A 24664-nucleotide genomic window follows, 5' to 3' on the forward strand; every position below is an offset into this window, starting at 1 on the left:
CGACGCTCGTGGCCATGGTGAACAAGCACAACGCCGTCGTTGCGGCCAATGCCCAGGCGACTGGAAAAAAGCCGAATATCTGCATCATCTGGGGCGACGACATCGGGCTGACGAACATCAGCGCGTACTCCTTGGGGCTGATGGGCTATACCACGACGAACATCGACCGCATCGCCCGCGAAGGGATGATGTTCACCGATTACTACGGCGAGCAGAGCTGCACGGCGGGTCGTGCGTCGTTTCTGACCGGGCAGCACGGGCTGCGCACCGGGCTCACCAAGGTGGGCCTGCCCGGCGCCACCCTGGGCCTGCGCAAGGAAGACCCGACGATCGCCGAGTTGCTCAAGCCGTTGGGCTATGCGACCGGCCAGTTTGGCAAGAACCACCTGGGTGATCGCAACGAATTCCTGCCCACGGTGCATGGGTTCGATGAGTTCTACGGCAACCTTTACCACCTGAACGCCGAGGAAGAGCCGGAGCACCCGGATTATCCGAAGGATCCGGCTTTCCGCGAGAAGTACGGTCCGCGCGGCGTGCTCGATTGCAAGGCGACCGATCAGGACGATCCGACGGTCGATCCGCGGTTCGGCAAGGTCGGCAAACAGGTGATCAAGGATACTGGGCCCCTGACGCGCAAGCGGATGGAAACGATCGACGACGACGTCGCCAACCGCGCGTCCGAATTCATTTCGCGACAGGCCACGGCCGGCAAGCCGTTCTTCGTGTGGGTGAATTTCACGCACATGCATTTCCGCACGCACGTCAAGGCAGAAAGCCGCGGCCAGTCGGGCCCAGGCATGAGCGAATACGTCGACGCGATGATCGATCATGACAAGAACGTCGGCACGGTGCTCAAGGCGCTCGACGACGCGGGTGTCGCCGACAACACGTTCGTGATGTACAGCACCGACAACGGACCGCACATGAACACCTGGCCCGACGGCGCGATGACGCCCTTCCGCAACGAGAAGAACTCGAACTGGGAAGGCGCCTATCGGGTGCCGTGCATCGTCCGATGGCCGGGCAAGATCAAGCCGGGCAAGGTCTCCAACCAGATTGTCGGCCATCACGACTGGTTGCCGACGCTGCTCGCCGTGGCGGGTGATTCGGACGTGGTCGCGCGACTGGCCAAGGGGGCTCAGGTCGGAGAGATGCAATACAAGGTGCATCTCGACGGATTCAACCTTGTGCCCTACCTCACGGGTCAGCAGGAAAAGAGCCCGCGCGAGTCGTTCCTCTATTGCAACGACGACCAGGAGCTGACCTGCCTGCGCTATAACAACTGGAAGTTTGTGTTCATGGAGCAGCGGGCTCCCGGCACTCTGCGCGTCTGGGCCGAGCCGTTTACGACCCTCCGCGTGCCGAAGATTTTCAATATCCGGTTGGACCCATTCGAGCGCGCCGACATCACGTCGAACACCTATTACGACTGGATGATCGACCGCGCCTTCATGCTGGTGCCGGCACAGGATTACGTCGCCAAGTTCTTGATGACCTTCCGAGAGTTTCCGCAGCGCCAGAAGGCGGCGTCCTTCAACCTGGACGAGGTCCTGGATTCGCTGCAGAAGCCTCAGCAGCACTGAACGCGAGCGCTCATCGTGCGCGGCGGCTGGCCGAAAGCGGTCTTACCACCACACGGCCAGCCGCGCGGCGAGCAGTTGCCCGACGCCCGTGCCTCGGTCCGGGTAGACGGGCGACTCGTAGCTGTAGTTGAACATCAGACGCACGTAGTCGGACAGGTACCAATTGACGCCGCACGTAAACTGCGGCAGCTGCTGGCCCTGGGGGAACCCGTTCGATCCGAGCGGCGCGTTTCCGTCGACCGTGTCGAGCCAGGCGAAGCGCGTGGTGAGTTCCCAGGCGCCGGGCCCGCGCGAGCGGTCTTCGGTGTTTGATCCGCGTAAGAATGGGCGACGTACTTCGACGTTGCGGAAGGTCCCCATCTCTTTTGAATAGAGGCGATGCTCGCCCGTGAGGAACCAGCCGCCGGCCGCGTAACAGCCATGGTAGAAGACCGCGCCGGCGTCGGGCTGATCGATCCACGATCCATACCACTCGGCCTGCGCCCACCAGCCGTCGCGAACCGCCGCCGCTTGCAGATTGACCAATTGCTGATAGTTGGCTGGGATCTTGATTTGCCTTGAGAAGGCCCCCGCCGGCGGATTATCCACATCGAGCAGCAACGATTGCTGTCGCTGCGCGACGTCGATCTCGCCATGCTCGGGCAGCCGCTCGGAAAGTGCCAATCCGAAGTGCAGCAGCCGGCGCCCGGAATCTTCGACGACGGGGGCATAGGTCAGCCGCTCGGTGAAATCGACCGTGCTGCCCGCGCCCGAGGCGAAGTCTCCGGGACCGTCACCGGCGTGCGCCGCCACGACGGCCCAGGTGCCGCGCTGTTCGAACATTGTGGCAAACCAGCCGAGTCCCCAGTTGCGCACCGGGTCGAACACGCCGGCGGGAGAGCGTTCGATGAATGGCAAGAAACGAGCGCTCGTATAGCCTTCGAGGTTAAAGGGTTCGCGGAAGTGGCCGCAGCGAAACTCGCCCTCCTCGCCCTGATTGCCCAGGCCGACGAACACGTCTTGCGGCACGACCTCGCCGGTGGCCACGTCGATCTCGGTGACGTAGCGGCCCCAATCGTCGAACTTGCCCTCGGCGCCGACGCGAGCCCGGCGCAACCCGGTGACGTCGCCGTAGTGGCCGACGATCGCCTCGCTCGCGGCACTTTGCACGACCCACAGCGAGTCGGTGTCGATGCGCCCCCGCAGCTTCAAGGTGACCGTCGGAGAGAGCTGCCAGGTGCGCCGCCAGATAGGGTCGGTTGCGGGTGCTTTGGCTGCGCTGCTCGCCGCGGTCGGCGAGGATGCCGATTGCAACTCGACCGCCCTGCAGATCCGGCAAGCTACTGGGCCGGGCGACATGCCGCAGACCGCCAACAGCAGAATCGCAAGCAGCCAAGCGCGCGACATGAGCCCAATGCGACCAGGGTTACGACCGTTCCGGCAATGTCAACGATTCCGGGTCACTGAGATTCATCGGGCCGGTCAGCCGCGGAGCACGCTGGCAAGCAGGAGACACGGCCCATTCGGCGGGGCGAGCCCTCGCTGTCTGTTCCGCCTATGCGGCCTGCGGCGAGTTTGCGGAGAAGCCGGCGGCCAACCGTGTGCCCAGAGCACACCGTGACCGGCCGCGGAGGCAGCGGCTATTTCACCAGCCGCCAGCCCTGCCCGTCGACTTCCAGGGCCGTGTGCCCCCGGTATCGGTCGTAGGTGGCGTTCATCGCGTCGAGATCGTCGAAGAAGCCGACGACGTGTGCCGCGCTGAACGATTGCCCCGCGCGAATCGGCCGGCCGTACACTTCTTCGATCATCACGATGATGCCGCCGGGGCGTTGGCTGCACCACGCCTCGTAAACGATCTCCGGATCGAGCGTGAGCCCGGCGAGCCACGGCCCATCGCGCCCCGTTTGCGGATCGCGCAGATGATACGCGCGGATGAACCGCTCGGGCGTGTGGTGCGTGTCGCGGCGATAGCCGAATTTCAGATCGGGCGGAAACGGCGCGAAGAATTCGCTGGCCGGGATATGCACGCCTTGCGGCCCGCTCAGGTAGCTGAGGTACATCTCGCTGAACGTATCGCCGCGCTCGTGGCGCACGCAGCCGGGCGTGTCGTTGCGAAGAAACAATTCTTCGGCGTCGTTCACCGAGTCGATCTTGTCCATCAAGACAAAGAACCGCTGCCCGCGCGGAAAGACGATGAGCTGCGTCCATTGCGATCCCGCCTTGCGGCCGGGGGCGGCGTACTCGAACTTGTAGCGCGTCCGCACGGCCACGTAATCGGCGCCACGGATCACCTCGGGCTCGACCGGTTTCATGCGGTGGCAAAGCTGCGGGCCTTCCACCATCCGCTTGCGGTGGCTGCTGCCGTGCGCCATCAGTGCATATTCGCGCCGCGCCGGGTCAGTCTCGTTTTCGTACCAGGTGTAACGGCCCACGCCGTTGCCGTCGGGCGCGAACACCTGCTCGGCCCATTCGGCGTCGCTGCCGGGCTCCATGAGCCAGTCGATGACCATCAGTCCGTCGCCCACCTCGCGAAACCCGGTGGCCTTGTCGAGAAACGAACCCTTCTCGATCCCGGTCATCCAATGCTTGGGATTGCGCTTGGGAATGACGGCTTCGAGCTGCTCGGTCTCGATCTTGATGGCCCGTTCGTCCTCGGTCACTTGGGCCCAGTCGGCGGCCACGCCCGCCGTCGTGTGCCCGACGACCAACGCTGTCAGCAGCACGCCCAGCGAAGCGTTCCCAAGACGTCGATTGATGTTCACGTCTGCACTCCTGAAGTACGATCCGGCCAGCGCGGCCGGGTCAGTTCGTCGCTGCGCTCGCCGTGCCTTCGGGCGCGGGGTCCAGGGCATTGCAGGCGGCCAGCGCCATGACGGCCATCGCCGTGCCTGCGTGGGTGATGTAGTGCTTACCGTCGGCCCAGGCCGATCGCGTAAACCAGCGTCCACTGGCCCGCTGATTCTGACGAAGCCAGTCGACGCCGCGCACCAGGCGTGGATCGTTGGCGGCCACCCCGGCAACACGCGCGAGATAGACAACCAGTCCGGTCGCATAGCCGTCGCTATGTTCGAGGTCCTGTGGCGAGCTGTCGGAGCGATCCCAATTGCCCAAGCTGGCAAACACCCAGCCTCCGTCAGGTCGCTGCAAGGCGAGCAACTCGTCGAGCACGGCCTGCTGTTCATCGGCCGTGAGAATGCCGTCCACCTTGGCCGAGGCCCACAGCAGCATCGCGCGGTGGTGTAGCATCGTCGGCGGGTGCTCGCGGAAATAGGCCCGCAGCTTGTCTAGATTTGCGACAACGGCCGCTTCGCGCGCGTAGCCCTCGGGCGCCCAACCGGCCGCCAAGGCGGCCATCGTGGCACCAAAGTGTTCGTCCGATTCCATCGGCGGCCAGTTGCAACTGATCCAGTCGAAGCCGCCGTCGGCACGCTGCACTTCCCACATCCGATCCAGGGCCAAGCGCGTCGTGGGGTGCAGCTTGCCCGTCGTGGCGGCGTCGTGCGAGGCCAGCACCGCGGCCGTCATCACCACTTCGGCGTCCCAGCGCGGCCCCTTGTCGGGCCAACGCTCGGTGACGATCTGCTCGGCAAACGTCCGCACGGCCGCCTCGGCCGGGGAACGGGTCGGCATTTGGGGCCGGGCCAGCAAGTACAGGTAGTTCGTGTGGCAGGTCATGCACTTGCGCTGCTCTTGCCAATGGAGCGAGGCGTTGTCGAGAAACTGGGCGGCCCGAGCCACCGAAAAGCTTCCCAGCGGCTCATCGGCCGTGTTCGGCCCGGGATCGGTGACGGCTGGCAAAGCGGGCTCGTCCGCCAGGCTTGTTGCAGTGAAGCCGGGCGGGCCGACAGCAGGCCCAGACCGGCGACCACGAACGCGAAGACCGCGCGAAGCGGTTGCGACAACGGCAGCGTCATGACGACCTCACCTTGGCTTGGGACTTAGACCAGCGTGAATGCCGGCAACCGTACGATCTCGCCGCCCTTGAGGGCCGATTCGTGAGCGCAGATTCCCACGCAGGTCCAGTTGGCCGATTGCACGGCGTTGGGCCACGGGTCGCGGTCTTCGAGCAGTGCGCTGACGAACTCGTGGACGAGATGCGGATGCGAGCCACCGTGGCCGCCACCCTGGATGAACGACAGGTGATCGGCGTCCTGGATCGAGCGCGTGAATTTCTGGATCGGCTCCGGCAGCCGATGGGCAAAGTCGGGCACCTCGACCTTCGAGGCGATTTCCGGTTCGGGCTTCTTGGCCGTGTGCAGGACGTGCGGCTCGCCCTCGACGAGCGTCCACTCGAAGCTCTGCTTCGTGCCGTACACGTCGAAGCTCTCGCGGTATTGGCGCGCCACATCGTAGAGAAACCGCCAGATGTGGGCCGTGACGTCGCTGTCCTTGATCTTGATGTGGCACGACTCGACGGCGAAGCGGTTGCCCGACTTCTGCTGAATGTCTTCGCGCACGGTGCCCGAGCCGAAGCAGCTCACGTACTCGGCCCGCGCGTCGAGCAGGCCCAGGCAGGGGCTGACCACGTGCGTGGCGTAATGCATGGGGATCATCCGTTCCCAGTAGGCCGGCCAGCCGTCCATGTCCTGCGGGTGCGAGGCGGCCAGGTGCTGGATCTTGCCCAACTCGCCGCGGTCGTACAGGTCCTTGATGAACAGAAACTCGCGGCTGTAAACGACCGTCTCGGCCATCATGTACTTGAGGCCCGTCGCGCGAACCTTGGCGACGATTTGTTCACACTCGGCCACCGTCGTGGCCATCGGCACGGTGCACATGACGTGCTTGCCGGCGTCGAGCGCGGCCAGCGACATGGCCGCATGGTCCGGAATCGGGCTGTTGATGTGTACGAAGTCGACGTCCGGGTCCTTCAGGACGTCTTCGTAGCGGGAGTATCGGCGCTCGATGCCGAACCGCTCGCCGATCTCGCGCATATGCGCCTCGTTCCGCTGGCAAACCGCATACATGTTGGCCTGCGGATGCGCCTGGTAAATCGGGATAAACTCAGCCCCGAAGCCCAGGCCGATGATGGCGACATTGACGGATTGTTTTTGCTTGCTCATGGCGACCGGATGCTCTGTTCGTCGTTGCCCAAGGCCCCTTATTCGTTTCCGCAAGGGGGCACTATAACGCCTCGCCGCGCGCCGTTCACCTGGTCAAGGTGCACGGCCCGAGTCGCGCCATTCCTTCCGCGCGCCTTCGATGCGCAGCGGGCCGGCAACTTCTTGACCGTCGCGCAGCACCATGTAAGCGTCGGCCCCTGCCACGCTGTCCCAGGCCAAGGTCGCCAGTCCCCGGCTTGCCACCGCCGGCGAAGCCGCGGACCGCAGACCTTGGGCGCCGACGGCGATTAATGCATAACGATGCGGGTCGGTCCCGTCGGTGCGGACGATCTGCGGAGCGGCCGGCACGGGAAGTGGCATTTCCTGCACGCGGCCGCCCCAGAGCTCGAGCACCTCGTCGGCCGAGGGCAGCCCTCCGCCGCCGTATCCGCCGCCGCCGAGCGACATCATGCCCTGCCCGATCAAGGCATCGGTCAGTGGCTCGCTGTGTCCGGGTCGAAAAGTCTGCACGCGAAATCGACCGGGATGCGTGGCGCCGTTCCATTGCTCGCGCGGGACTTCGGACAGCTCGACGCCTTCGCCCTGAATGATGGTCGTTTGTCGCCACGCGTCGTCGAGCCAGACGTTCCACGAGATGTGACCCGGCGCGCGGCGCAGCGAGCCGTCGCGCTCCAGGGCGTGAAACCGGTCGTCGAACGGATCGTCGATTTCGCCCTTGATCAGCCGGCTGCGCACCCAGAGCCCGCCGGGGCCGTCGTGGAGCGCCCGGGCATACAGGCCGCGTGGAATCTGTTGGCGCTCGTAGCCCGACTCCCAGGGCTGCTCGGTGTCGGAAACGATCAGCTCGTGTCGCACGACCAGCCGATCGACCACGAGTTCCCGGGGCGCCACCGCATCGCCGGGCGCCAGCTTCAGCAGGCCATAGGTCGCCATCACGGAAAGCGCAACGGTAAGTAGGCGGTCGGACATGGCAATACTCTCCCTGGTTAGCTGCGACAGAACGCAGACTACCATGGGAGGCTAGCCGGACTGAACTCGATCAGGTAGACCGTGGCCAAAATAGGGAGGCACCGCTTGAACTTTTCTAGGAAGCGTTCTTCAGAATTGGCCAGAACCTGTTTTTCGCTGTTCCAGCGGGCGAAGGAGGATCCGGTCGCCATGATGCACGCGAGGGTTTTGCTCACCGCTGGAATCGCGAATGATCGCGTTGAGTGTAAGAACGATTTGATTGGCGACCCCAACCGGCGCTCGGCCGATGTACTCGACAACCGCGCCCTCCGACAATAACGCGCTAATTCCTGCGTCCTGGTCCGTCAACATATCCAGCACCGTCTCGCCACCGTGTAGCGGACGACGTTTCACAGTGCCCGGTTGATCCATGACCCCGACGAAACAATAGTGCTGACCCATGTCGTCGAGGATCACTTCGACTCGAGCGTCGAACCCTTGCTCCTCGCACCGAATGGCAATCGCCTGTTCGACCTGGGCGAGCGTTTTGCCAATGACTGCAAAACTGCCGAATCGTGGGATTTTCAGCGTGCCGTCGGGTGCTACCCTCCACGTCGGCTCCCTCGGCTGCTTGTCGTCCTGAATTGACCTGGGCGCCGAATCGACAAGCGCGTTGAGCGTAAAGGCAGCGGGAGCGTAATACATTTGCAGCTCGGAATCGCCCAACATCGACTTGAAGTGACTTGCGGCCGCGTCCCGGGCGGCGGCAAGGTTTTTGCCTTTCACGTCGACAGCGCCATAGCTGGCATTGAAGTGCAGGCTATGGTCAAAGGCGACGACATACGGGCCTTCGACCGGCTCACTGGCCAGCGTGTTACTGACCGAAACATGCACCACATCGCCGGGCTGGAGCATTCGCTCGTCGCGGGGCGTTAGCCTGACGTCGATTCGCAATCGGTCACCCGGCCCGAGGCGGAAAGCGTCACGCTCGACGATGGCCGCATTGATCTCGTCATTGGATCGTGGTTGCCGCTCCTCGTCAGTCGCGACTTCGCTCACGGGAGGTGCCACGGCGATTACGGGCGCGGGTCGATTGGCGCCGCCGGTGGAAGGAGGCGCGGTTTCTTCTGCGTTGATCCGAAGCGTCGACAGTGCCAGGCAGAGTAGCAGTGCCGAGGCGAGGACGAACCAGTGCATCACGGGGCGCATGGCTTGGGGGCAGTTTTCTGGAGGTAAAGCGAGCAAATCCATGATTCTCCTCCTCGTTGAAGGGTGACGATGGGCCATGGCAGTTCCTGGCGAGCGCGCGTTTCCCGTGGCCGCGAGCCACATCGTGAGCTGCTCGGCCAGGTCCACAGGATGGATCCCGCCACGCACGGCACGGTGATCGGCAGCTTGTTCCGCGGCGACAAGAAATGCGCGCCGCACAACGTACAACAGCGGTTGCCACGGCAGGACGAGCAACGCGAGCTGAAAGCTTGCCTGGGCCAGATTATCCCGGCGCTGGGCATGCGCCAGTTCGTGACAGGCGACCTGGTACCAGTCTGCATTCCTGGGCGCCTGAGTGGGAATTAGGACAACTGGCCGACGGATGCCCGACAACGTCGGCACCTTAATGTCGGATGAGTGGCGCACCTGGAATCGACCGGCGAATCTCAGGGCCGCTGCCGCACGGTTAAACTCAGCCGTGATCTTCGCCGGTACATCGTACAACGAGCGTCGTCGAAGCCGGGCCAGGGTTTGGACGTCGTGCGCGATCCTTGCAAATCGCCAACCAACCAGTAATACCCAGCCCATTGCTGTGACGAGCCAAGGATTGGGCAGAAGTCTCGAGTCATGCTCGGCCAGCGATTCGAGCTGCGCGGCCGACGTGAATTCAGGCAGCAAGGCCGTGTCATCGAGGCTGCTCGCCGCTGGAACATGCCTGGGGACCCTTGCAGGCTCCGCATTCAGCGCCGCTGTATCGGCGGTTGCCTGGTCCGCGAACGGTTCGCTGTCAGGTAATTCGCCTTGCGGTACGAACAATGACCGCAGTGTTGGGTGTGTTGCCGCAACTGGCGCCGGCTTGGCCCCGGCAGTTGATGCGCCGGGCATCGACCTGCTGTATGCAACGCTTCCCGTAGCCGCCTCCGGTACTGGCAGCGCAGTTGACCACGCGTGCGGCAGCGACCAGGTGATTTCATGCCTGGTCGAGCGGAGGGCAGTCGTCAACAGCGGCGTCACCACCGCCAGGCACACCGTCGCCAGGCAGACCTCCGCCCTCCAAGCCCCCGACTGCTTGCGGCACAGCCGCTCGACCGCCAAGCCAATCAGGCAAACGACGGTCGATTGCCAAAGGCAGTTCCAGGCAAACAGTTGCCAGGCGTCGCGCTCGACCAGCGACATCAAACTGGCCAGGATATCCGCCCCGAGTTCAGCCATGGCGCAGCTCCCGGCGACGTTGTTCGATCAGTTGCCGCAGCTCGCGCAATTCCTCGTCGGACGCAGGATGGAGTTCCAATAGCTGCGAAACGAGCTCTCGGGCATCGCCGGCGAAATGCTTGTGCAGCAGTTCGCCGAGACTGCTGGTGCGGTTTTGTTTGCGGCTAACGCGCGCCGAGTATTGATAGGCGCGACCCCGCGCGCGGTGTTGTACCCAGCCCTTTTTTTCGAGCTTCTGCAGGGCAACCAGAACGGTCGTATAAGTCACTTCGTGGCCGGCGGCACCGAGGCGTTCGTGCAGTTCGGCCACGGTCGCCGGCCCTCGATCCCAGAGGAATTCAATGAGCTGTCGTTGCAGCGGACCCAGCGACTTGACGTCGAAATGTGCCATGTTGTTCCGTGAAAGGCAGCCATTCCCGGGGGAGTGATCTGTCTACGTCTGTACGACGTACGTCGGTGAATCGTAGCCAGAGAGTGGGCGAAGTCAAGCAAATTCGCAGGCAGGCACGATCAGCCTTCGCGGCTCGTTTGCCGAACACGAAGACTGGATTCCCCAGCTTGGGTTGCGCCCGGTGTCGTGTTAGAACGGGACGCCGACGGCAGCCGGCTGGAGGAGCAAGTTGCCGTCGGGGAGTTGCTTTGCTCGATGGCCGCGAGTCCCAGGGGGCCGCTTCTCGGCATGGAAAACCAAGCGCCGTACGAACCGTACGCCCTGTCGAACGAAACGATTCAGGAGCCGCCGCGCAGCCTGCCGGCGGCCCTGCGCAAAATCGGGCCCGGCATCATTTTGGCCGGCAGCATCGTCGGCTCGGGCGAATTGCTGCTGACCACCGCGCTTGGCGCGCAATACGGCTTCGTGTTTCTGTGGCTGATCTTGTTCAGTTGCGTGATCAAGGTCTTCGTCCAGATCGAGCTCGGGCGCTACGCCATTTCTTCCGGCAAGCCGACCCTCGCCGGGCTCGATGATTTGCCGGGACCGCGCCTGGGGACGCATTGGCTCGTCTGGTGGTGGTTCATCATGTTGTTGATCACCGTCGTGCAACTGGGCGCCATGGCCGGTGGCGTGGGCCAGGCCGTGCACCTGGCCTTTCCCCAGGGTTCGCCGTGGCTGGCCGAACGGTTGAAAGGCATCTGGCCGGGCATCAGCCAGGCGATCGCCGAAAAGCCCGAGCACCCGTGGGCCGTGCTGGCCGCGATGGCCGCGATCTTGCTGTTGCTCAGCGGCGGGTACCGGCGCATCGAGCGCATCACCACGCTGCTCGTGGCCGCCGTAACGCTGATCACCGTGGCTTGCGTGTGCATGCTGCCGGCGACGGGTTACCCGCTACGGCTGGGCGACCTGCGCGAGGGTTTTTCACTCGATGCGTTGTTCTTGTCGAGTACCGCGATCGCGGCGGCGTTTGGCGCGTTTGGCATCACCGGCGTCGGGGCTTCGGAGCTGTACGCCTATCCGTATTGGTGCCTGGAAAAGGGCTATGCGCGATTCACGGGCCCCTGCAGTCCCGATCCGCGATGGGTCGATCGTGCCAAGGGCTGGTTGCGGGTGATGTATCTCGATGCTTGGGTCAGCATGGTGGTGTTCACCACGGCTACCGTCGCGTTCTACCTGCTGGGGGCGACCGTGCTGCACCGCCAAGGGTTGCATCCGGAAAAGGGGCAGATGATCGCCACACTGGCCGAGATGTACGTCCCGGCCTTTGGCGAGTGGACGAAGATCTTCTTCCTCATCGGGGTCTGGGCCGTGCTGTTCAAGACGCTGTACGTGGCTTCGGCGGCCAACAGCCGATTGACGGCCGACTTCTTGGGCCTGGTCAAGGCGGTCCGGTATCGCAGCGACGCGCAGCGCCACTGGTGGACCGGCGTGTTCTGCGTGATCTACCCCGCCGTGGGGCTGCTGCTCTATCTGTATTACCGCGATCCGAAGCTGATGGTGATCATCGGCGGTTTTGTGCAGGCCGCGACGCTGCCGATCATCGCCGGCGCGGCGCTCTACCTGCGCTACCGCCGCACCGATCCGCGGCTGGCGCCTTCGCGCTGGTCCGATTTCTGGCTGTGGTTCGCCTTCGTGACGATCACGATCGTTGCGGTGTTCGCGATCGACGCCGCGACCGGCGGCAACTTGATGCAGATCCTCACCGGCGGTAAGGCGAGCGCTTAGTCGTCGGCATCGCGCGGCGGGTCTGCGCTCGTCGTGGGCGCTGCAGAGCCTGTGCGTGCGTTCGCTGGCCGAGAATCTTCCACCGAGCCACGGCCTGGAATGCAGCGCGGCCGTCGTCGACGCACCGTGGCGTGATGTGCCGACCGCAGGCCGCTGACCGTCCCAGGCAATGTCCATGCCACGGGTCGATGCCAGGCAATCCCCGGCGATTTACGGCAATTCTTGCACACTGCGACGTCCGACCAGGCTGCCGACCGCGATGGGGCATGTCGAACGGCGCGACACACGCGGCTATCGACGCGACAGGCTGACAAGAGCCTGGGCATGCTGGCCTCGACGGGGCATCTAGGGCGCCAGGCGGCGAGGCATTAGGATCGTGGTATTCGCGATTTCCTCGACACCGTTTGCATTCAGGCTCCCTCGCATCGACGCGATGGCATGATGACCGACGAACACCCGTCATTTGCGCACGCCGATCGGGCACCCCGCACGCACCGCCTGCGGTGGCCGTTACAGGCGCAGTTGCTGGGGCCGTCGATTGCGCTGGTCCTGCTGACGACCTGCCTGGCCACGGGATTGACGGCCGCATGGACCGTGCGCCGAGTGCGCCAAGAGCAGGCGCAGCGGTTGGAGCAAACCGCCGCAACGCTGGCCGAGGCCACGTTTCCCCTGACGGCGCGGGTGCTGGAGCAATCGCGCGCGCTGTCCGGCGCCGAGTTCGTGATTCTCGACGCGGACCACGCGATCGCACAGTCCACGCTCGAGTTGCCGGCGGCCGATGCGCGCGTCGTAGCGGCGCGGCTGGCCGACCAAGGCCCAGGGCCGTTCGCTGATTCTTTCGAACTGGATTGCGCGCGCGGCAGATACCTGGCCCGCGCGGCGCGGCTCGCCAGGCAGCCCACCGGCGACGCGACCATCCTGGTCGTGCTCCAGCCGCGCGACGAATTGACCGCGCAAATCCGCCAGTCGGTATTGCCGGCGATTCTCGCGGGCGGGCTGGCGGCGATCATTTCGTCGGCGATCGCCAGTTGGCTGGCACGCCGCTTCACATTGCCGATCCGCGAGTTGGTTCGCCAGACGGCGGCGATCTCGGTGGGGCGATTCGCCCCCCTGCCCACGCCGGATCGCAACGACGAGTTCCGAGATCTGGCCGAATCGATCAACGCCATGGCGCGGCGCTTGGCCTCGTACGAGCGCGAGGTGCGCCAACACGAGCGGCTGCGCTCGATGGGCGAATTGGCCGGGGCGATGGCGCACCAGTTGCGCAACACGGCCGCCGGCACGCGAATCGCCGTCGAACTGCACCAACGGCGGTGCCTGACGGCCGAGAGCGACGAATCGCTGGCCGTGGTTTTGCGTCAACTCCGCTTGATGGAATCGTTCCTGCGGCAGTTTCTGGCAGTGGACAATCACGAACCAATCGAGTTGCGGAGCGTCGATTTCGGCGAGATCGTGGCCGACGCCGTCGAGCTCGTGGCGCCGCTGTTTGCCCACGCCGACGTGCGTCTCGATACCAGCCAGATCGAGCCTGCCAGGCTGCTCGGCGATCGCGAATCGCTGCACCAGTTGGCAACGAACCTGCTGCTCAACGCGCTCGAGGCGGCGCGCGTGGAATCGGCCACGGCGGCCGAGGTCCGCGTCGAGCTCGCCGCAAGCGGTGAAGAGACCGGCAACTTGATTGTCGAGGACACCGGCGCGGGCGTGCCAGCAGCCATCGCGCCACGATTGTTTCAATCATTCGTCACGACTAAGCGCAACGGCGTGGGGCTGGGCCTGTATTGCGCCCAGCAGGCGGCGCAGCGGCACGGCGGCAGTTTGCGGTACGAGCGCGTGGCGGGACGCACGCGGTTTGTTTTCGAGTTTCCCCGGGTGAGTCAGGAACATGGCGCACGTCTTTCTTGTTGACGACGAGCAGGCGGTTTGTTGGGGTCTTGCGCAGTTGGTGCGCGAGCTGGGCCATACGGCTTCGACGGCGTCGTCGGCCGAGCAGGCGTTCGACCGGCTCGACACGATTGCGCCCGACGTCATCGTGCTCGACGTCCGGCTGCCGGGCATCGACGGCATCTCGGCCATCGATCGATTTCGGCAGCGGCTCGGGCAGGTGCCGATCATCGTCATCACGGCGTTTGGCGAATTGGCCGTGGCCGTGGCCGCCGTGCGCAAGGGCGCCTTCGACTACCTCGTCAAGCCGTTCGACCTGAAGGTCGCGCAACGTGCCATCGAACGGGCCATTGCCTCGCCATCCGCAGCAGTCGACCAGCGCACTCCGCCGGGACCAGTCACGAGCGAGACCGACGACGAAATCATCGGCTCGTCGCCCGGCATGCAAGAGGTGTTCAAGCAAGTCGCCATGGTCGCCGCGACCGACGCTTGCGTGCACGTGCAAGGCGAGAGCGGCTCGGGCAAGGAGCTCATTGCCAGGGCCATTCACCGCTTCAGCCGCAGGCACGCCGGACCTTTTGTGCCGGTCAATCTGGCGGCACTCAGCCCCAGCCTGGCCGAGAGCGAGCTGTTCGGCCACGTGAAGGGTTCGTTCACCGGCGCCGAAGTCCAACGCAAAGGGCTGCTCGAGCAGGCCCATGGCGGTACCGTCTTTTTCGACGAGGTGGCCGACATTCCGCTGAACGTGCAGGTCAAGCTGTTGCGCGTGCTGGAGCGCGGCGAGATCTGGCCGGTGGGCGCCGAGCGGCCCCTTCTGTGCGACTTCCGCGTGGTCACGGCGACGCATCAACAGCTCGGCGCCATGGTCGCCGAGGGCCAGTTTCGGCACGATCTCTATTTTCGCCTGCGGGCGTTCGAAATCTTGTTGCCGCCGTTGCGCGAGCGCGCCGGCGACATTCGCGATCTGGCCCAACACTTTCTGCAGCGTCTGGCCGCGAAGAACCGCAGCGCATGTCCTGCGCTGGCACCGGAGACCGTCGAGGAACTCGAGCGACGCCCCTGGTGGGGCAACGCGCGGGAGCTGCGCAACGCGCTCGAACATGCCATGATCCTGGCACGCGGCGGATCGATCTTGCCCGAGCATCTGCCGCCGCCGGCGTCGTCCCCGCAGTCGCCGAACGCAGCAGCCGAATTGTCGCTCGAGCAAGTCATCGACCGCTGGACCCGGCAACAACTCGCGATCGAGCCCGACGCTTGCGATCTTCACGAACGACTGTTGCAGACGGTCGAACCGCCGTTGCTCCGGGCGGTCCTGCAGCGGCACGGTGGACAATACCTCGCGGCGTCGCGGCAGCTCGGGCTGCATCGGGTCACGTTGCGGCGCAAACTTGGCCCGGCCGATGCCGCCGCGCCCCCGGCACCAGCGAGCGAGAGTGAATAGCGACGCTTGCGCGGCGGATCAGGTATCGGTCTCGGTTTCGCCGGGTTGCAAGCCGTTGACGATATCCTGGCCAAAGCTGTAGAAGAGCCAGTCGAGTTCGCTGCCGCCGGTGAGTCGATCGACGGCGCCGTCGTCGAACACCGTCTCGCCGGGCAGGAGCGTGTCGAACAACAGGGACGCGACGCGATCGGGATACGCGTCGCCCGAAGACCAGACGCCTTGCGTGCCGCCGACCAGCCCGTAGTAATCGTCGGGATAGCTGACGACGTCGGCCACGAGCAGGTCCTCGCCGGCGCCGCCGTCGAGGGAGTCGGCGCCGTAGTAGCCGATCAGCACGTCGAAGCCGTCTTCGCCGAACAGTCGGTCGCCCAGGTCGGTGCCCTGCGTACCGCCGATGAGCAGGTCATTGCCCTGGCCGCCGTAGAGCGAATCGCCGCGCGAACCGCCATAGAGGGCGTCGTCACCGTCGCCGCCGTAAAGCTCGACCACGCGCGAGCTGATGAACTCCGCATCGAGCACGTCGAGACTGCCGTGGCCATAGAGCTTGACGCGGCCATTGACGCCGGGGATGACCGTCGTGCTGAAGCCGAGCACCGAGTTTTCGAACTGGGTGATCAGAGTCACCGAGGTCCCGCTGCCGAAGAGGAACACCGCGTCGAGTCCGGGCGTGCCGCCCCAGAGCAGGTCGTTCGTCGCGCCGTTGTTGCGGACCACATACTTGCTCACGTTGACGCTGACCGGGGAAGAGACGAGCCCTAGACCACCGTCCTGGTCGGTGGCGCGGACAACGAAGTTCTTCGTGCCGATGGTCGGGTAGGCGTGGGTCACGGTGGTACCGCTCGGGCCGGCGACGGTCTGATCGAACACGCCGTCGTTGTCCCAGTCGATGTCCCAGGCGAAACTCGCCGCCTGATCGACCGGCGACGGGTCCGTGGTCGTGAGGCTGTAGGTGACACTTTCGCCGCGGAATTGTGCCGCGACGGCCGCGGAAATTGCCGCGGCGGGCGCGACGTTGCCGATGGTCAACGTCGTGGCCGCCGAGGTGGTCAGACCGCCGTCGCCATCGTCGATGCGCACACGGACATCGTGAATCGCAGTTGCGTTGCCATCGTCGATGCCCAGGGCCACGAGCTGCGCCCAACTGAGCGTTGGGTTCGAGCCGGTTGCATCGCCAAAGACCAGATCGCCGTTGATGTCCCAACTGTAGGTCAGGGGGTCGTTGGCGCCGACCGGATCACTACCGGTGGCCGACAGCGACACGCCTGAGCCTTCGCTCGCAGCATACGCACCATTGGCCGACGCGGTGGGCGGCAGGTTGTCGATCGTGAGCGTCGCCGGCGCAGAAACGGTGACGCCGCCGTCGCCGTCGTCGACTTGTACGCGGACGTTGTAGATCGATGTGGCGTTCCCGTCGTCGATCCCGAGTGCCTGCAATTGGGCCCACGACAGCGTCGGCGTTGCCCCCACGGCGTCGCCGAACACCAGATCGCCATTGATGTCCCAGGAAAAGGTGAGCGGATCGAGGGGGCCGATCGGATCGGCACCGGTGGCCGAAAGCGTGACGCCGCTTCCCTCATCGGTCGCGTAGAGACCACCGGCGCTGGCCGTCGGCGCGAGGTTGTTGATGGTCAGGGTCGTCGGGGCCGATGTGGTGACACCGCCGTCGCCGTCGTCGACCCGAACACGGACGCTGTATATCGAACCTGGTGTTCCGTCGGTGATGCCCAGAGAGTTGAGCTGTGCCCAACTGAGCGTGGGATTGGCTCCCACGGCGTCGCCGAATACCAGATCGCCGTTGACGTCCCAGGAAAAGGTGAGCGGGTCGAGGGGGCCGATCGGATCGGCACCGGTGGCCAAAAGCGTGACGCCGCTTCCCTCATCGGTCGCGTAGAGACCACCGGCGCTGGCCGTCGGCGCGAGGTTGTTGATGGTCAGGGTCATCGGGGCCGATGTGGTAACACCGCCGTCGCCGTCGTCGACCCGAACACGGACGCTGTATATCGAACCTGGTGTTCCGTCGGTGATGCCCAGAGCGTTGAGCTGTGCCCAACTGAGCGTGGGATTGGCTCCCACGGCGTCGCCGAATACCAGATCGCCGTTGATGTCCCAGGTGTAAGTGAGCGGGTCATTCGCGCCGGCTGGGTCGCTGGCGTTCGCCAACAGGGAGACACCGCTCCCCTCGTCGGTCGCATAGGGGCCGCCGGCACTGGCCGTCGGCGCCACATTGGTCGCGCTGATGCGGAAGGTCTGCCGCGCCGGCAACGGAGTGCTGCCGTTGTCCCAAGCCGTCACCGTGATTGGCACCGGCGCCAGTACCTGATCGGCGAAGGACCCTGTGATGACGCCGGTGGTCGGGTTGATCGAGAACCCCGCCGGCGCGCCCGGCTCGAGGCTGTAGGTCAGCGTCTGGCCGGCGTCGGGGTCACTGGCGACGACCGGCAGCACCAGCGGAACACCCTCTTGCCACACCAGGTCGGCGATCGGGTCCATCGTCGGCTGCTGGTTCGTCGGCGGTCCCTTGTAGTACACGCCCGACGAGACCGTGATCGGCAGCCCGCCGATGGGATTGGCGAGCGATACTTGGATGAAATAGGCCGTCCAGCCTTGGGCGGGCGTCGGCACATTGCCGCGATAGACGCCGCCTCCCTGGTCGGACAATTGATTCGAGGTGAAGATCGAACCCACGACGGCATAGCGGAAATCGCGATCGTTCGCGTTCGTCGCACGCCACAGTTTGGCGTCGGTCACCGTGGCCGAGGTCGTCAGCTCGATCGAGCCGTTTGCCAGCTGGTGAAAGCTGTACTCGGGCGCAAAACCGTCTTCGAGGAACGTGGCCAGCAGATTGACCGCGTCCAATAAATAGGCCGGGTCGGAAATGCCGTGGCCCGAATTGGGCAGATAGCGAATCGCCTTGGGGCCGGGCAGGGCGTCGTAATAGAACTGCCAAGAGTCGGGCACGAAGAATTCGTCGCCGCTGGCATAGACCATGAACTTCTGCGCGGTCAGGCGGTCGCGATAGGTATACGGATCGACGATCGTCAGCAGTTCGTTGATCGCCTCGGTGCCGAAGTTGTCGACGTCGAGAATGCCTTCGTCGACATAGTCTTGCACGGCCGCCGAGAAGGTCCCGTCGTAATAGGCATAGTGGTGCACGAAGCTGGCTTGCATGTTGAGCAAGTCGGCCACGATCGGCGCGCCGGTCGAGACGCGCGGGTCGGTGGCCATGGTCAACCACGTCGTCCAACCGCGTTTGGAGCCGCCCGAGACGATAAACGACTCGATGTCCACGTTGCCGCCGAACGGCGACCCGACAAAATCGGAAATCGCATCCATGGCTCGCATCGCGGACCGGGTCATTGGCAGGTTCACGGGCCAGGTCTCATCGCCCGTTTCCAGGAACTTGCGCCAGGAATACGCGATGATCTCGTCTTCAGTGCGCGAGCTGCTCTCGCCGGCGAAGAGCAGCGGCTCGTTCGGGACAGTCAACAGGTCGACGAAGACCGCACCCGTCGAGGCGGCCAAGGGACCGGCATACGAGTCGAGGTCGGTCGTCGCGGGAGGCGAGCTGCTGTTGCTGCCGCCGTCGATGAATACCAGGGCCTTGTTGTTGGTGATCTCGTCGGGCACGTACGCCACGAGCCAGTGCGTCCAGGTGGGCTTGTTGACTTCGGCCGCCGTGCGCCAGGTGCCGGACGTGAGCTGGATGTTGTATTTCGTAAACCCGTCGCCATCGATGCGGTTACGAATCTCCCACTTGTAGTTCGATTCGATGGTGTTCACATACTGGTCGAGCACGCCGATGCCACCGCTGGCGAAGACCGTAATCGGCACGACCTTCTGGTCGACCGCGCTGCCGAGATCCTGTACTCGAACCGTCACCGAGTAGCGGCCCGGGGTGACACTGCCGTCGGGCGACCAGGTGAACTGGCCCGTAGTCGGGTTGATCGAGGCGCCGGCCGGAGCCCCGGGTGCGAGGCTGAACGTCAGCGAGTCGACGGGTAGATCCTGGTCCTTGGCCAGGGCCGAAAACGTCAGCGTCGAACCGATGTCGATCACCTGGTTGGCGATCTGTTTCAGCTCGGGCGCGTCGTTGGCCTGGGTATAGCGCCGCGCGAACACGCCCAGGCTGGTGCCGCCGCCGGTTTCTTGTCCGGGGCTTTGCCAGCCGATGAGCAGGTCGCCATTGTCGTCGATCGTCGCGGCGGGGTTGTTCTGGGCGCCGGTCGTGAAGCCGTTGACGATGAACTCGTTGCCCAGCGACGCGCCGGCCGCGTCGTAGGTCCGCGCGACGACCGTGTCGAGGTTGCCGTCCTGCGCCGCGCTTTGCCAGGCGACGACGAACCCGGCCGTGTCCGAGTTGGCGATCGAGGGGTTTGCCTGGCTGCCCGTGGTGAACTGGTTGACGACAAACTCGTTGCCCAGGGCAGCGCCCGCCGCGTCGTAACGCCGGGCGACAATCGTGTCGCTGTTGCCGTCCTGGCCGGCACTCTGCCAGGCGACGACGAACGAGCCGTCGCTGGCCGCGGAAACCGAGGGGTTGTTCTGGTTGCCGCTGGTGAACTGATTGATCTGGAACTCGCCGGCCAGGGCCGTGCCGGTGTTACCGTAGCGTCGCCCGATGACGGCGTCGCCGTTACCGTCCTGCGAGGCGCTTTGCCAGGCGACGATGAACTGTCCCGTCGCGTCGATGGCCACGCTCACGGCTTGCTGGTTGCCCGAAGTCGTGGTGTTGACGATCATGTCGGTCGTCACCGCAGTACCGGCCGCGGAATACAGCCGGGCGATGGCCGCATTGCCGCTACTGTCGCGGTTGGCGCTTTGGAAGCCGATGACGAAGGCGCCGTCGTCGTTCATGGCGATCGAGGGGGCCTGCTGCGCCCCGGTCGTCGACGAGTTGACCCGGAATTCGTTGGCGATCGCCGTGCCGTCGTAGTTGAAGCGCCGCGCGTAGACGCCGTCGCTTGCACCATCGGACGACTGCCACGCGACCACGAAGCTGCCGAGCGAATCCATGCCGACGGCCGGCGCCGACTGATTGCCGCTGGTCGTGTTCGCCACGCGAAACGGCGTGCCAATCGCCCCGCCATACCGATCGTATCGCTGGGCATACACGCCGTCGCCGCTGCCGTCTTCGCCGACGCTGACCCAGGCCATGACGACCTGGGCGCTATGTGGGTTGGAAGCGATCGCGATCGTGCGCTGATCGTTCGCCACGGTCGTGTTGACGACAGATTCGCTGCCCAGCGGCGACGCACTCAGGAGGGAACGCGTTTCGAGTTGCTCGATGGCAGCCGGGCTGGACGGCAGGCGATAAGGACGGCGGCAAGCGGACCGCGGGGTAGGTTTTTTACGCAGACCAGGCGTATTGAGCACGTGGTGGGGGCTCCTAGGGCGTGCCGCATGCAGCGAGGCTCTCGATGAATCCCCTGGAGAGCCGCTAGAGCGAGCCACAATGTAGTTGCGGACCATCTACTGAACAAATCTTAAGATCGTTCGCCGTATGGTCTGCCCACTGAACCCCGCGCGGCCGGAAAAGTTCCGCGCCGCTGCGCCCAGAACAGCGAGGCCTGAAACGGCTGCGCTCGTTGCTTGTTGGCTCAAGGCGCGCCGTCGGCAGACACCTGCAAGGGGGGCTTCTCGCCGTAGAGCCCCGCGATGGCCAGCGGCCACTGCCAGGCCCGCGCATCGGCCTTGTGCAGCGTGACCTGGCGCGGAAAAGCCAGGGACACCGCCTGCGGCATGTCCAGCACGCGCTCGACACCGATTAGCGAGGGCCCTTCGCGATGGGTGCTGGGCAAGCTTGTCAGGTCGAAGCGCGTCACGCTGGGCTCGAAGAGACCGGCATACAAGGCAACGCCCGCCGCGATCCCTTCGCCGCGCAACTCGAGCTCGGGGGCCCGCAGTCCTGTTTCGCTCAGCGTCTGGATCGCGCGGCGCACGTCCCACATCCGGCCTTCGTCGATGGTCGTGCCGAGCAGCACGTGTTGTCGGGGCAAGTGGGTGTTGAATCGTTCATCGTCGGACCACGCGTTGGGGCCCCAGCCGCGCGGAGCGATGCAAGCCAGTGCCTCGCCCGGTGCGAGAGCAGTGCCATTCCCTGCGGCAGTAGAGGTCGCGGGCGCGCTTCCCGGGGAGAGTTCGGGAAAGCTGCCACCGAAGCGGCTGACGAATCGTTCCCAGGCAGGGTCCGCGGCGACTTCGAACACGATGCGATCGACCGGGCGTTCGTCCGCCGCCGTAACCACGTGCACCACAAATTTCAGATTGGCTTCGCTGGTGAACTCGATCGACTGCAGCCGCAGTCCGTGGCGTTGCACGTCGGCGACCACGCGCGGCGCCGCAACCGCGACCGGCGCGGTCGAATCCGTCGACACGCTGCCCTCGGTTTGCATGCGCGATGCAAAACATTGGCGTGCCAGAGCCGCGATCAAGGTCGCCTGCTGGCGCTCCCAATCGTCCATGGTCGTAGCGGGGGCCAGGTCGGCGATGCGGACGAACGATTCCTGGATGGTGGTGTTGCGCTCGTCAACCGGCAGCTGATCAAAGACCCTTAGCTCCTGCGGCGTGAACGGCTTTTCGCCGGGGGCCTCGATCGGTTCGTTCGTGTTCTTCAGCCAGCGGTTCATCCAACGGAACGCCGCGAGTTGCAGTTCCTGCGTATCGGCGTGCGGTCCCTCGCTGATGAACAGGCCCAGCCGCTCGGCCGCGTGATAGCCGGCGTAGACGCGTCGCAAGCGCTCGTGGACCCTGAGCACACCGCTCAAGGGAAAGATCGTGTCCTTGTCGGTATTGGCCAGCAAGCACGGCCGCGGCGCCGCCAAGGCGGCAATCGTGCCGAAATCCCAGCCGTATTGGTTCAAGTGGTACATGCAGTCGCAATGGCCATAGGCGCAGTCGTCGACGACGTGGTTCTCCAGGTCGGTGATTCCGGCGACCGGCACCAGGCAAGCGGGCCGATCGTCGAGCGCCGCCAGCCACCAGGTGTAGGCACCGCCGCCGCTGCGACCGGTGACGCCGATTCGCGTGCGATCAGCCTCGGGCCGGGTTTCGAGATAGTCCAAGGCGCGGATCGCGTTCCAGGCCTCGACGCCGGCCGGTGTGTAGCCGCGAGCGATCCACCACATCATCCCCAGGCGATAAGTGCCATGATGTACACCTTCGATTTCTCCCAATTGCAGCGTGTCGATCGACAGGCAGCAGTAGCCGTGTCGAGCGAACCAGGTGCCATGCTGTTGGTAGGAGACCTTGTTGCCGTAGGAGACGCCGTTGGCTGCGTTCCGCGCGTGGCCGTTGAGATAGAGGATCGTCGGCAGCGGTTGGTCGACCGTGGCTGGCCGGTAGAAGTTGGCGGTCACATACAAGCCGGGCAGCGATTGAAAATGCAGCCGCTGGACGACGATGCCGTCGCGTTCGACCTGGCCGACGACCGTCGCGCGTAGGTCGCCTTTTTCCGGCAGCGGTGCCAGGCCCAGCATCTCGAACAACTGGCCACGCAGCTCGCCGCGGCGGCGTTGCCAGGTCGCCGGATCGAACGTCGCGGCGGGCTCGGCCTTGTGCAGCTCTTGCACGCGCAGGCGGAGGTATTCACGGATCGCCGCGGTCGCTTGCCCGCGCGCGTCGGCCGGCGCCGGCTCTGCGTCGGCGGCGCGGCTGACCGGCGTTGTCATCGCGACCAGGAGCAGCGCGAAGAGTACCGTTCGAATCTCAGGGTGGCACAAGCGAAACGGCGCAGGCTGCATGCGTGGTCCTCGCGGTACGACTAATCCCCGTGGCGCTGCGGGCGAATCAACAAGACCAGGATGACCGAGAGCAACGCCGTACTGGCGAAGACGGCGAAGATCACGTTCAGCGGTACGTGCCGGTCGAGCAGCATGCCGAATCCCCGATCGGCGAAGCCCCCGACGCTGATACCCACCAGGTTCATGATGCCATAGCCTGTGGCCCGTAGCTCGGGCCGCACGATCTGGGACAGGATGGGCATGTTGTTGCAGTCGAAGAAACCCCAGCCGATGCCGAACAGTGCGAGGAACAAGATCGCCATCGAGAGCGACCCGGCGTTGCCCACGCCAAACAGCGAGGGGATCAACAAGCTCATGCCAAACGCACTGGTGTAGATGCGACCGCGCAGCGTGCGGCCCATCAATTGGTCGGCAATCCAGCCACCCAGGAATGCGCCGCCCAGTGCCGCCACGTTCATCGGCAGCGTGGCAAACACGCCGGAGGCCCCTTGTGTGATGTCGAAGCGTTCCTTGAGGATTGCGGGCATCCAATCGCGCACCACCCAACCGGCCAGCGACGGCAGGGTGAAGTACCCGACCAATAGTAAGTAGAAGCGGTTCGTCAACAATTCGCCAACGGCGAGGGCCAGCGTTGGTTTGACCGCCTGGGCGTCCGCCCGACGCTGCTCGCTGCGTGGGGCATTGCGCAGGAACAAGAACAAGGGAATCGCATATAGCACCCCGACGATGCCGGTGATGTCGAAGGCGAAGCGCCAGCCGAGCTGCGGCGAATCGGCGACGTAACCGCTGAAGCCGCCGACGATCACGCCGCAGTAGATGCCCATCTGGTGCACGCCCACGGCCCGGGACCGCGTATCGCCGGTGTGATGGTCGGCGATCAGCGCCAAAGCCGCCGGAAAGTAGAACGCCTCGCTGATGCCCATCAAGGTGCGCGTCCACAGCAGGCCGTGAAAGTCCGTCACGTGCCCCGTGGCCCAGGTCACGGCCGACCAGACGAACAGGCTGCTGACGATCACCAGCCGGCGGCTGAAACGGTCCGCGATATAGCCGCCGACCGGGCTGAGCACCGCATAGACCCATTTGAACTGGCCCAGCATGTGGCCCCAGTTGGTCTCGCTGCCGATCGAGGTGATTTCGCCCATCACCGAAAACTTCATCGCCGCCAACATCTGGCGGTCGAGATAGTTGAGCAGGGCGACGGGCCAGAGCAGGGCCACGGTCATCCAGGCGAGGCGCAGCAACTCCGGCGACAGCGTGGGGGTGCGTTCTTGATGCGTCATGCAAACGTCGCGATGCGTGAGATATCGTTCGTGCGGCAGGAAGTCTCCGCGATGATAACCGACGGCGCTGCCGTGGGGCGACTTGAGGGCCGACAATTCGTCCCGGCGGCTGTCGTCGAGCGATCGCCGCACGTACGATAGGTGGCTCGGGGCCGCCATCCCTTCGTGCCGGAG

General features: G+C 65.0%; 14 protein-coding genes. 4 read left to right on the forward strand and 10 right to left on the reverse strand.

Annotated elements, in window-relative coordinates; all coding sequences use genetic code 11:
• The first annotated feature begins 14 nt into the window (after positions 1-14).
• The gene (locus K1X74_06855; GenBank protein MBX7166052.1) at positions 15-1583 is read left to right on the forward strand and encodes an arylsulfatase; all 1569 of its coding nucleotides are present in this window, start codon (positions 15-17) and stop codon (positions 1581-1583) included.
• 42 nt (positions 1584-1625) lie between these two features.
• Here the strand turns inward: K1X74_06855 and K1X74_06860 are convergent, their stop codons facing one another.
• The 7 genes from K1X74_06860 to K1X74_06890 form a co-directional block, all read right to left on the reverse strand.
• Positions 1626-2774 (reverse strand): hypothetical protein, encoded by a 1149-nt coding sequence (locus K1X74_06860; protein ID MBX7166053.1) that lies wholly within the window; start codon positions 2772-2774, stop codon positions 1626-1628.
• Positions 2775-3202: 428 nt separating this feature from the next.
• The gene (locus tag K1X74_06865) at positions 3203-4324 is read right to left on the reverse strand and encodes a hypothetical protein (GenBank protein ID MBX7166054.1); all 1122 of its coding nucleotides are present in this window, start codon (positions 4322-4324) and stop codon (positions 3203-3205) included.
• Between the two features lie 40 nt (positions 4325-4364).
• Positions 4365-5360, reverse strand: a complete 996-nt coding sequence (locus K1X74_06870; GenBank protein ID MBX7166055.1) for a squalene--hopene cyclase — start codon at positions 5358-5360, stop codon at positions 4365-4367.
• Positions 5361-5500: 140 nt separating this feature from the next.
• Complete coding sequence (locus K1X74_06875; GenBank protein ID MBX7166056.1) at positions 5501-6622, reverse strand: Gfo/Idh/MocA family oxidoreductase; 1122 nt, start codon at positions 6620-6622, stop codon at positions 5501-5503.
• Positions 6623-6715: 93 nt separating this feature from the next.
• Positions 6716-7591, reverse strand: a complete 876-nt coding sequence (locus K1X74_06880) for a hypothetical protein (protein ID MBX7166057.1) — start codon at positions 7589-7591, stop codon at positions 6716-6718.
• Positions 7592-7720: 129 nt separating this feature from the next.
• Positions 7721-9991 carry a hypothetical protein gene (locus tag K1X74_06885; protein MBX7166058.1) on the reverse strand — a complete coding sequence of 757 codons (2271 nt, stop codon included), beginning with the start codon at positions 9989-9991 and terminating at the stop codon, positions 7721-7723.
• Positions 9984-10382, reverse strand: a complete 399-nt coding sequence (locus tag K1X74_06890) for a BlaI/MecI/CopY family transcriptional regulator (protein MBX7166059.1) — start codon at positions 10380-10382, stop codon at positions 9984-9986. Before K1X74_06890 ends, K1X74_06885 begins: the two co-directional genes overlap by 8 nt.
• 288 nt (positions 10383-10670) lie before the next feature.
• Here K1X74_06890 and K1X74_06895 point away from each other — a divergent pair, with 288 nt between their 5' ends.
• The 3 genes from K1X74_06895 (at position 10671) to K1X74_06905 (ending at position 15471) form a co-directional block, all read left to right on the forward strand.
• Complete coding sequence (locus K1X74_06895; GenBank protein MBX7166060.1) at positions 10671-12149, forward strand: Nramp family divalent metal transporter; 1479 nt, start codon at positions 10671-10673, stop codon at positions 12147-12149.
• Positions 12150-12587: 438 nt separating this feature from the next.
• Complete coding sequence (locus K1X74_06900) at positions 12588-14054, forward strand: HAMP domain-containing histidine kinase (GenBank protein MBX7166061.1); 1467 nt, start codon at positions 12588-12590, stop codon at positions 14052-14054.
• On the forward strand, positions 14032-15471 hold the full coding sequence (locus tag K1X74_06905; protein ID MBX7166062.1) for a sigma-54 dependent transcriptional regulator: 1440 nt from the start codon (positions 14032-14034) through the stop codon (positions 15469-15471). Before K1X74_06900 ends, K1X74_06905 begins: the two co-directional genes overlap by 23 nt.
• A gap of 18 nt (positions 15472-15489) precedes the next feature.
• Here K1X74_06905 and K1X74_06910 read toward each other — a convergent pair whose 3' ends face one another.
• The 3 genes from K1X74_06910 to K1X74_06920 form a co-directional block, all read right to left on the reverse strand.
• Positions 15490-20685 (reverse strand): putative Ig domain-containing protein, encoded by a 5196-nt coding sequence (locus tag K1X74_06910; GenBank protein MBX7166063.1) that lies wholly within the window; start codon positions 20683-20685, stop codon positions 15490-15492.
• A gap of 383 nt (positions 20686-21068) precedes the next feature.
• Positions 21069-23210 (reverse strand): acetylxylan esterase, encoded by a 2142-nt coding sequence (locus tag K1X74_06915; GenBank protein MBX7166064.1) that lies wholly within the window; start codon positions 23208-23210, stop codon positions 21069-21071.
• Positions 23211-23230: 20 nt separating this feature from the next.
• The gene (locus K1X74_06920) at positions 23231-24490 is read right to left on the reverse strand and encodes an MFS transporter (GenBank protein MBX7166065.1); all 1260 of its coding nucleotides are present in this window, start codon (positions 24488-24490) and stop codon (positions 23231-23233) included.
• Positions 24491-24664 lie beyond the last annotated feature (174 nt).

Source organism: Pirellulales bacterium (genome assembly GCA_019694435.1).
In the GTDB taxonomy this organism is placed as follows: Bacteria; Planctomycetota; Planctomycetia; order Pirellulales; family JAEUIK01; genus JAIBBZ01.

Bases quoted from the DNA above. Each gene is read 5' to 3' on its own strand.
- K1X74_06855 (MBX7166052.1), top strand. From the start codon at position 15: ATGGTGAACAAGCACAACGCCGTCGTTGCGGCCAATGCCCAGGCGACT.
- K1X74_06875 (MBX7166056.1), bottom strand. From the start codon at position 6,622: ATGAGCAAGCAAAAACAATCCGTCAATGTCGCCATCATCGGCCTGGGC.
- K1X74_06880 (MBX7166057.1), bottom strand. From the start codon at position 7,591: ATGTCCGACCGCCTACTTACCGTTGCGCTTTCCGTGATGGCGACCTAT.
- K1X74_06885 (MBX7166058.1), bottom strand. From the start codon at position 9,991: ATGGCTGAACTCGGGGCGGATATCCTGGCCAGTTTGATGTCGCTGGTC.
- K1X74_06890 (MBX7166059.1), bottom strand. From the start codon at position 10,382: ATGGCACATTTCGACGTCAAGTCGCTGGGTCCGCTGCAACGACAGCTC.
- K1X74_06895 (MBX7166060.1), top strand. From the start codon at position 10,671: ATGGAAAACCAAGCGCCGTACGAACCGTACGCCCTGTCGAACGAAACG.
- K1X74_06900 (MBX7166061.1), top strand. From the start codon at position 12,588: ATGATGACCGACGAACACCCGTCATTTGCGCACGCCGATCGGGCACCC.
- K1X74_06905 (MBX7166062.1), top strand. From the start codon at position 14,032: ATGGCGCACGTCTTTCTTGTTGACGACGAGCAGGCGGTTTGTTGGGGT.
- K1X74_06915 (MBX7166064.1), bottom strand. From the start codon at position 23,210: ATGCAGCCTGCGCCGTTTCGCTTGTGCCACCCTGAGATTCGAACGGTA.
- K1X74_06920 (MBX7166065.1), bottom strand. From the start codon at position 24,490: ATGACGCATCAAGAACGCACCCCCACGCTGTCGCCGGAGTTGCTGCGC.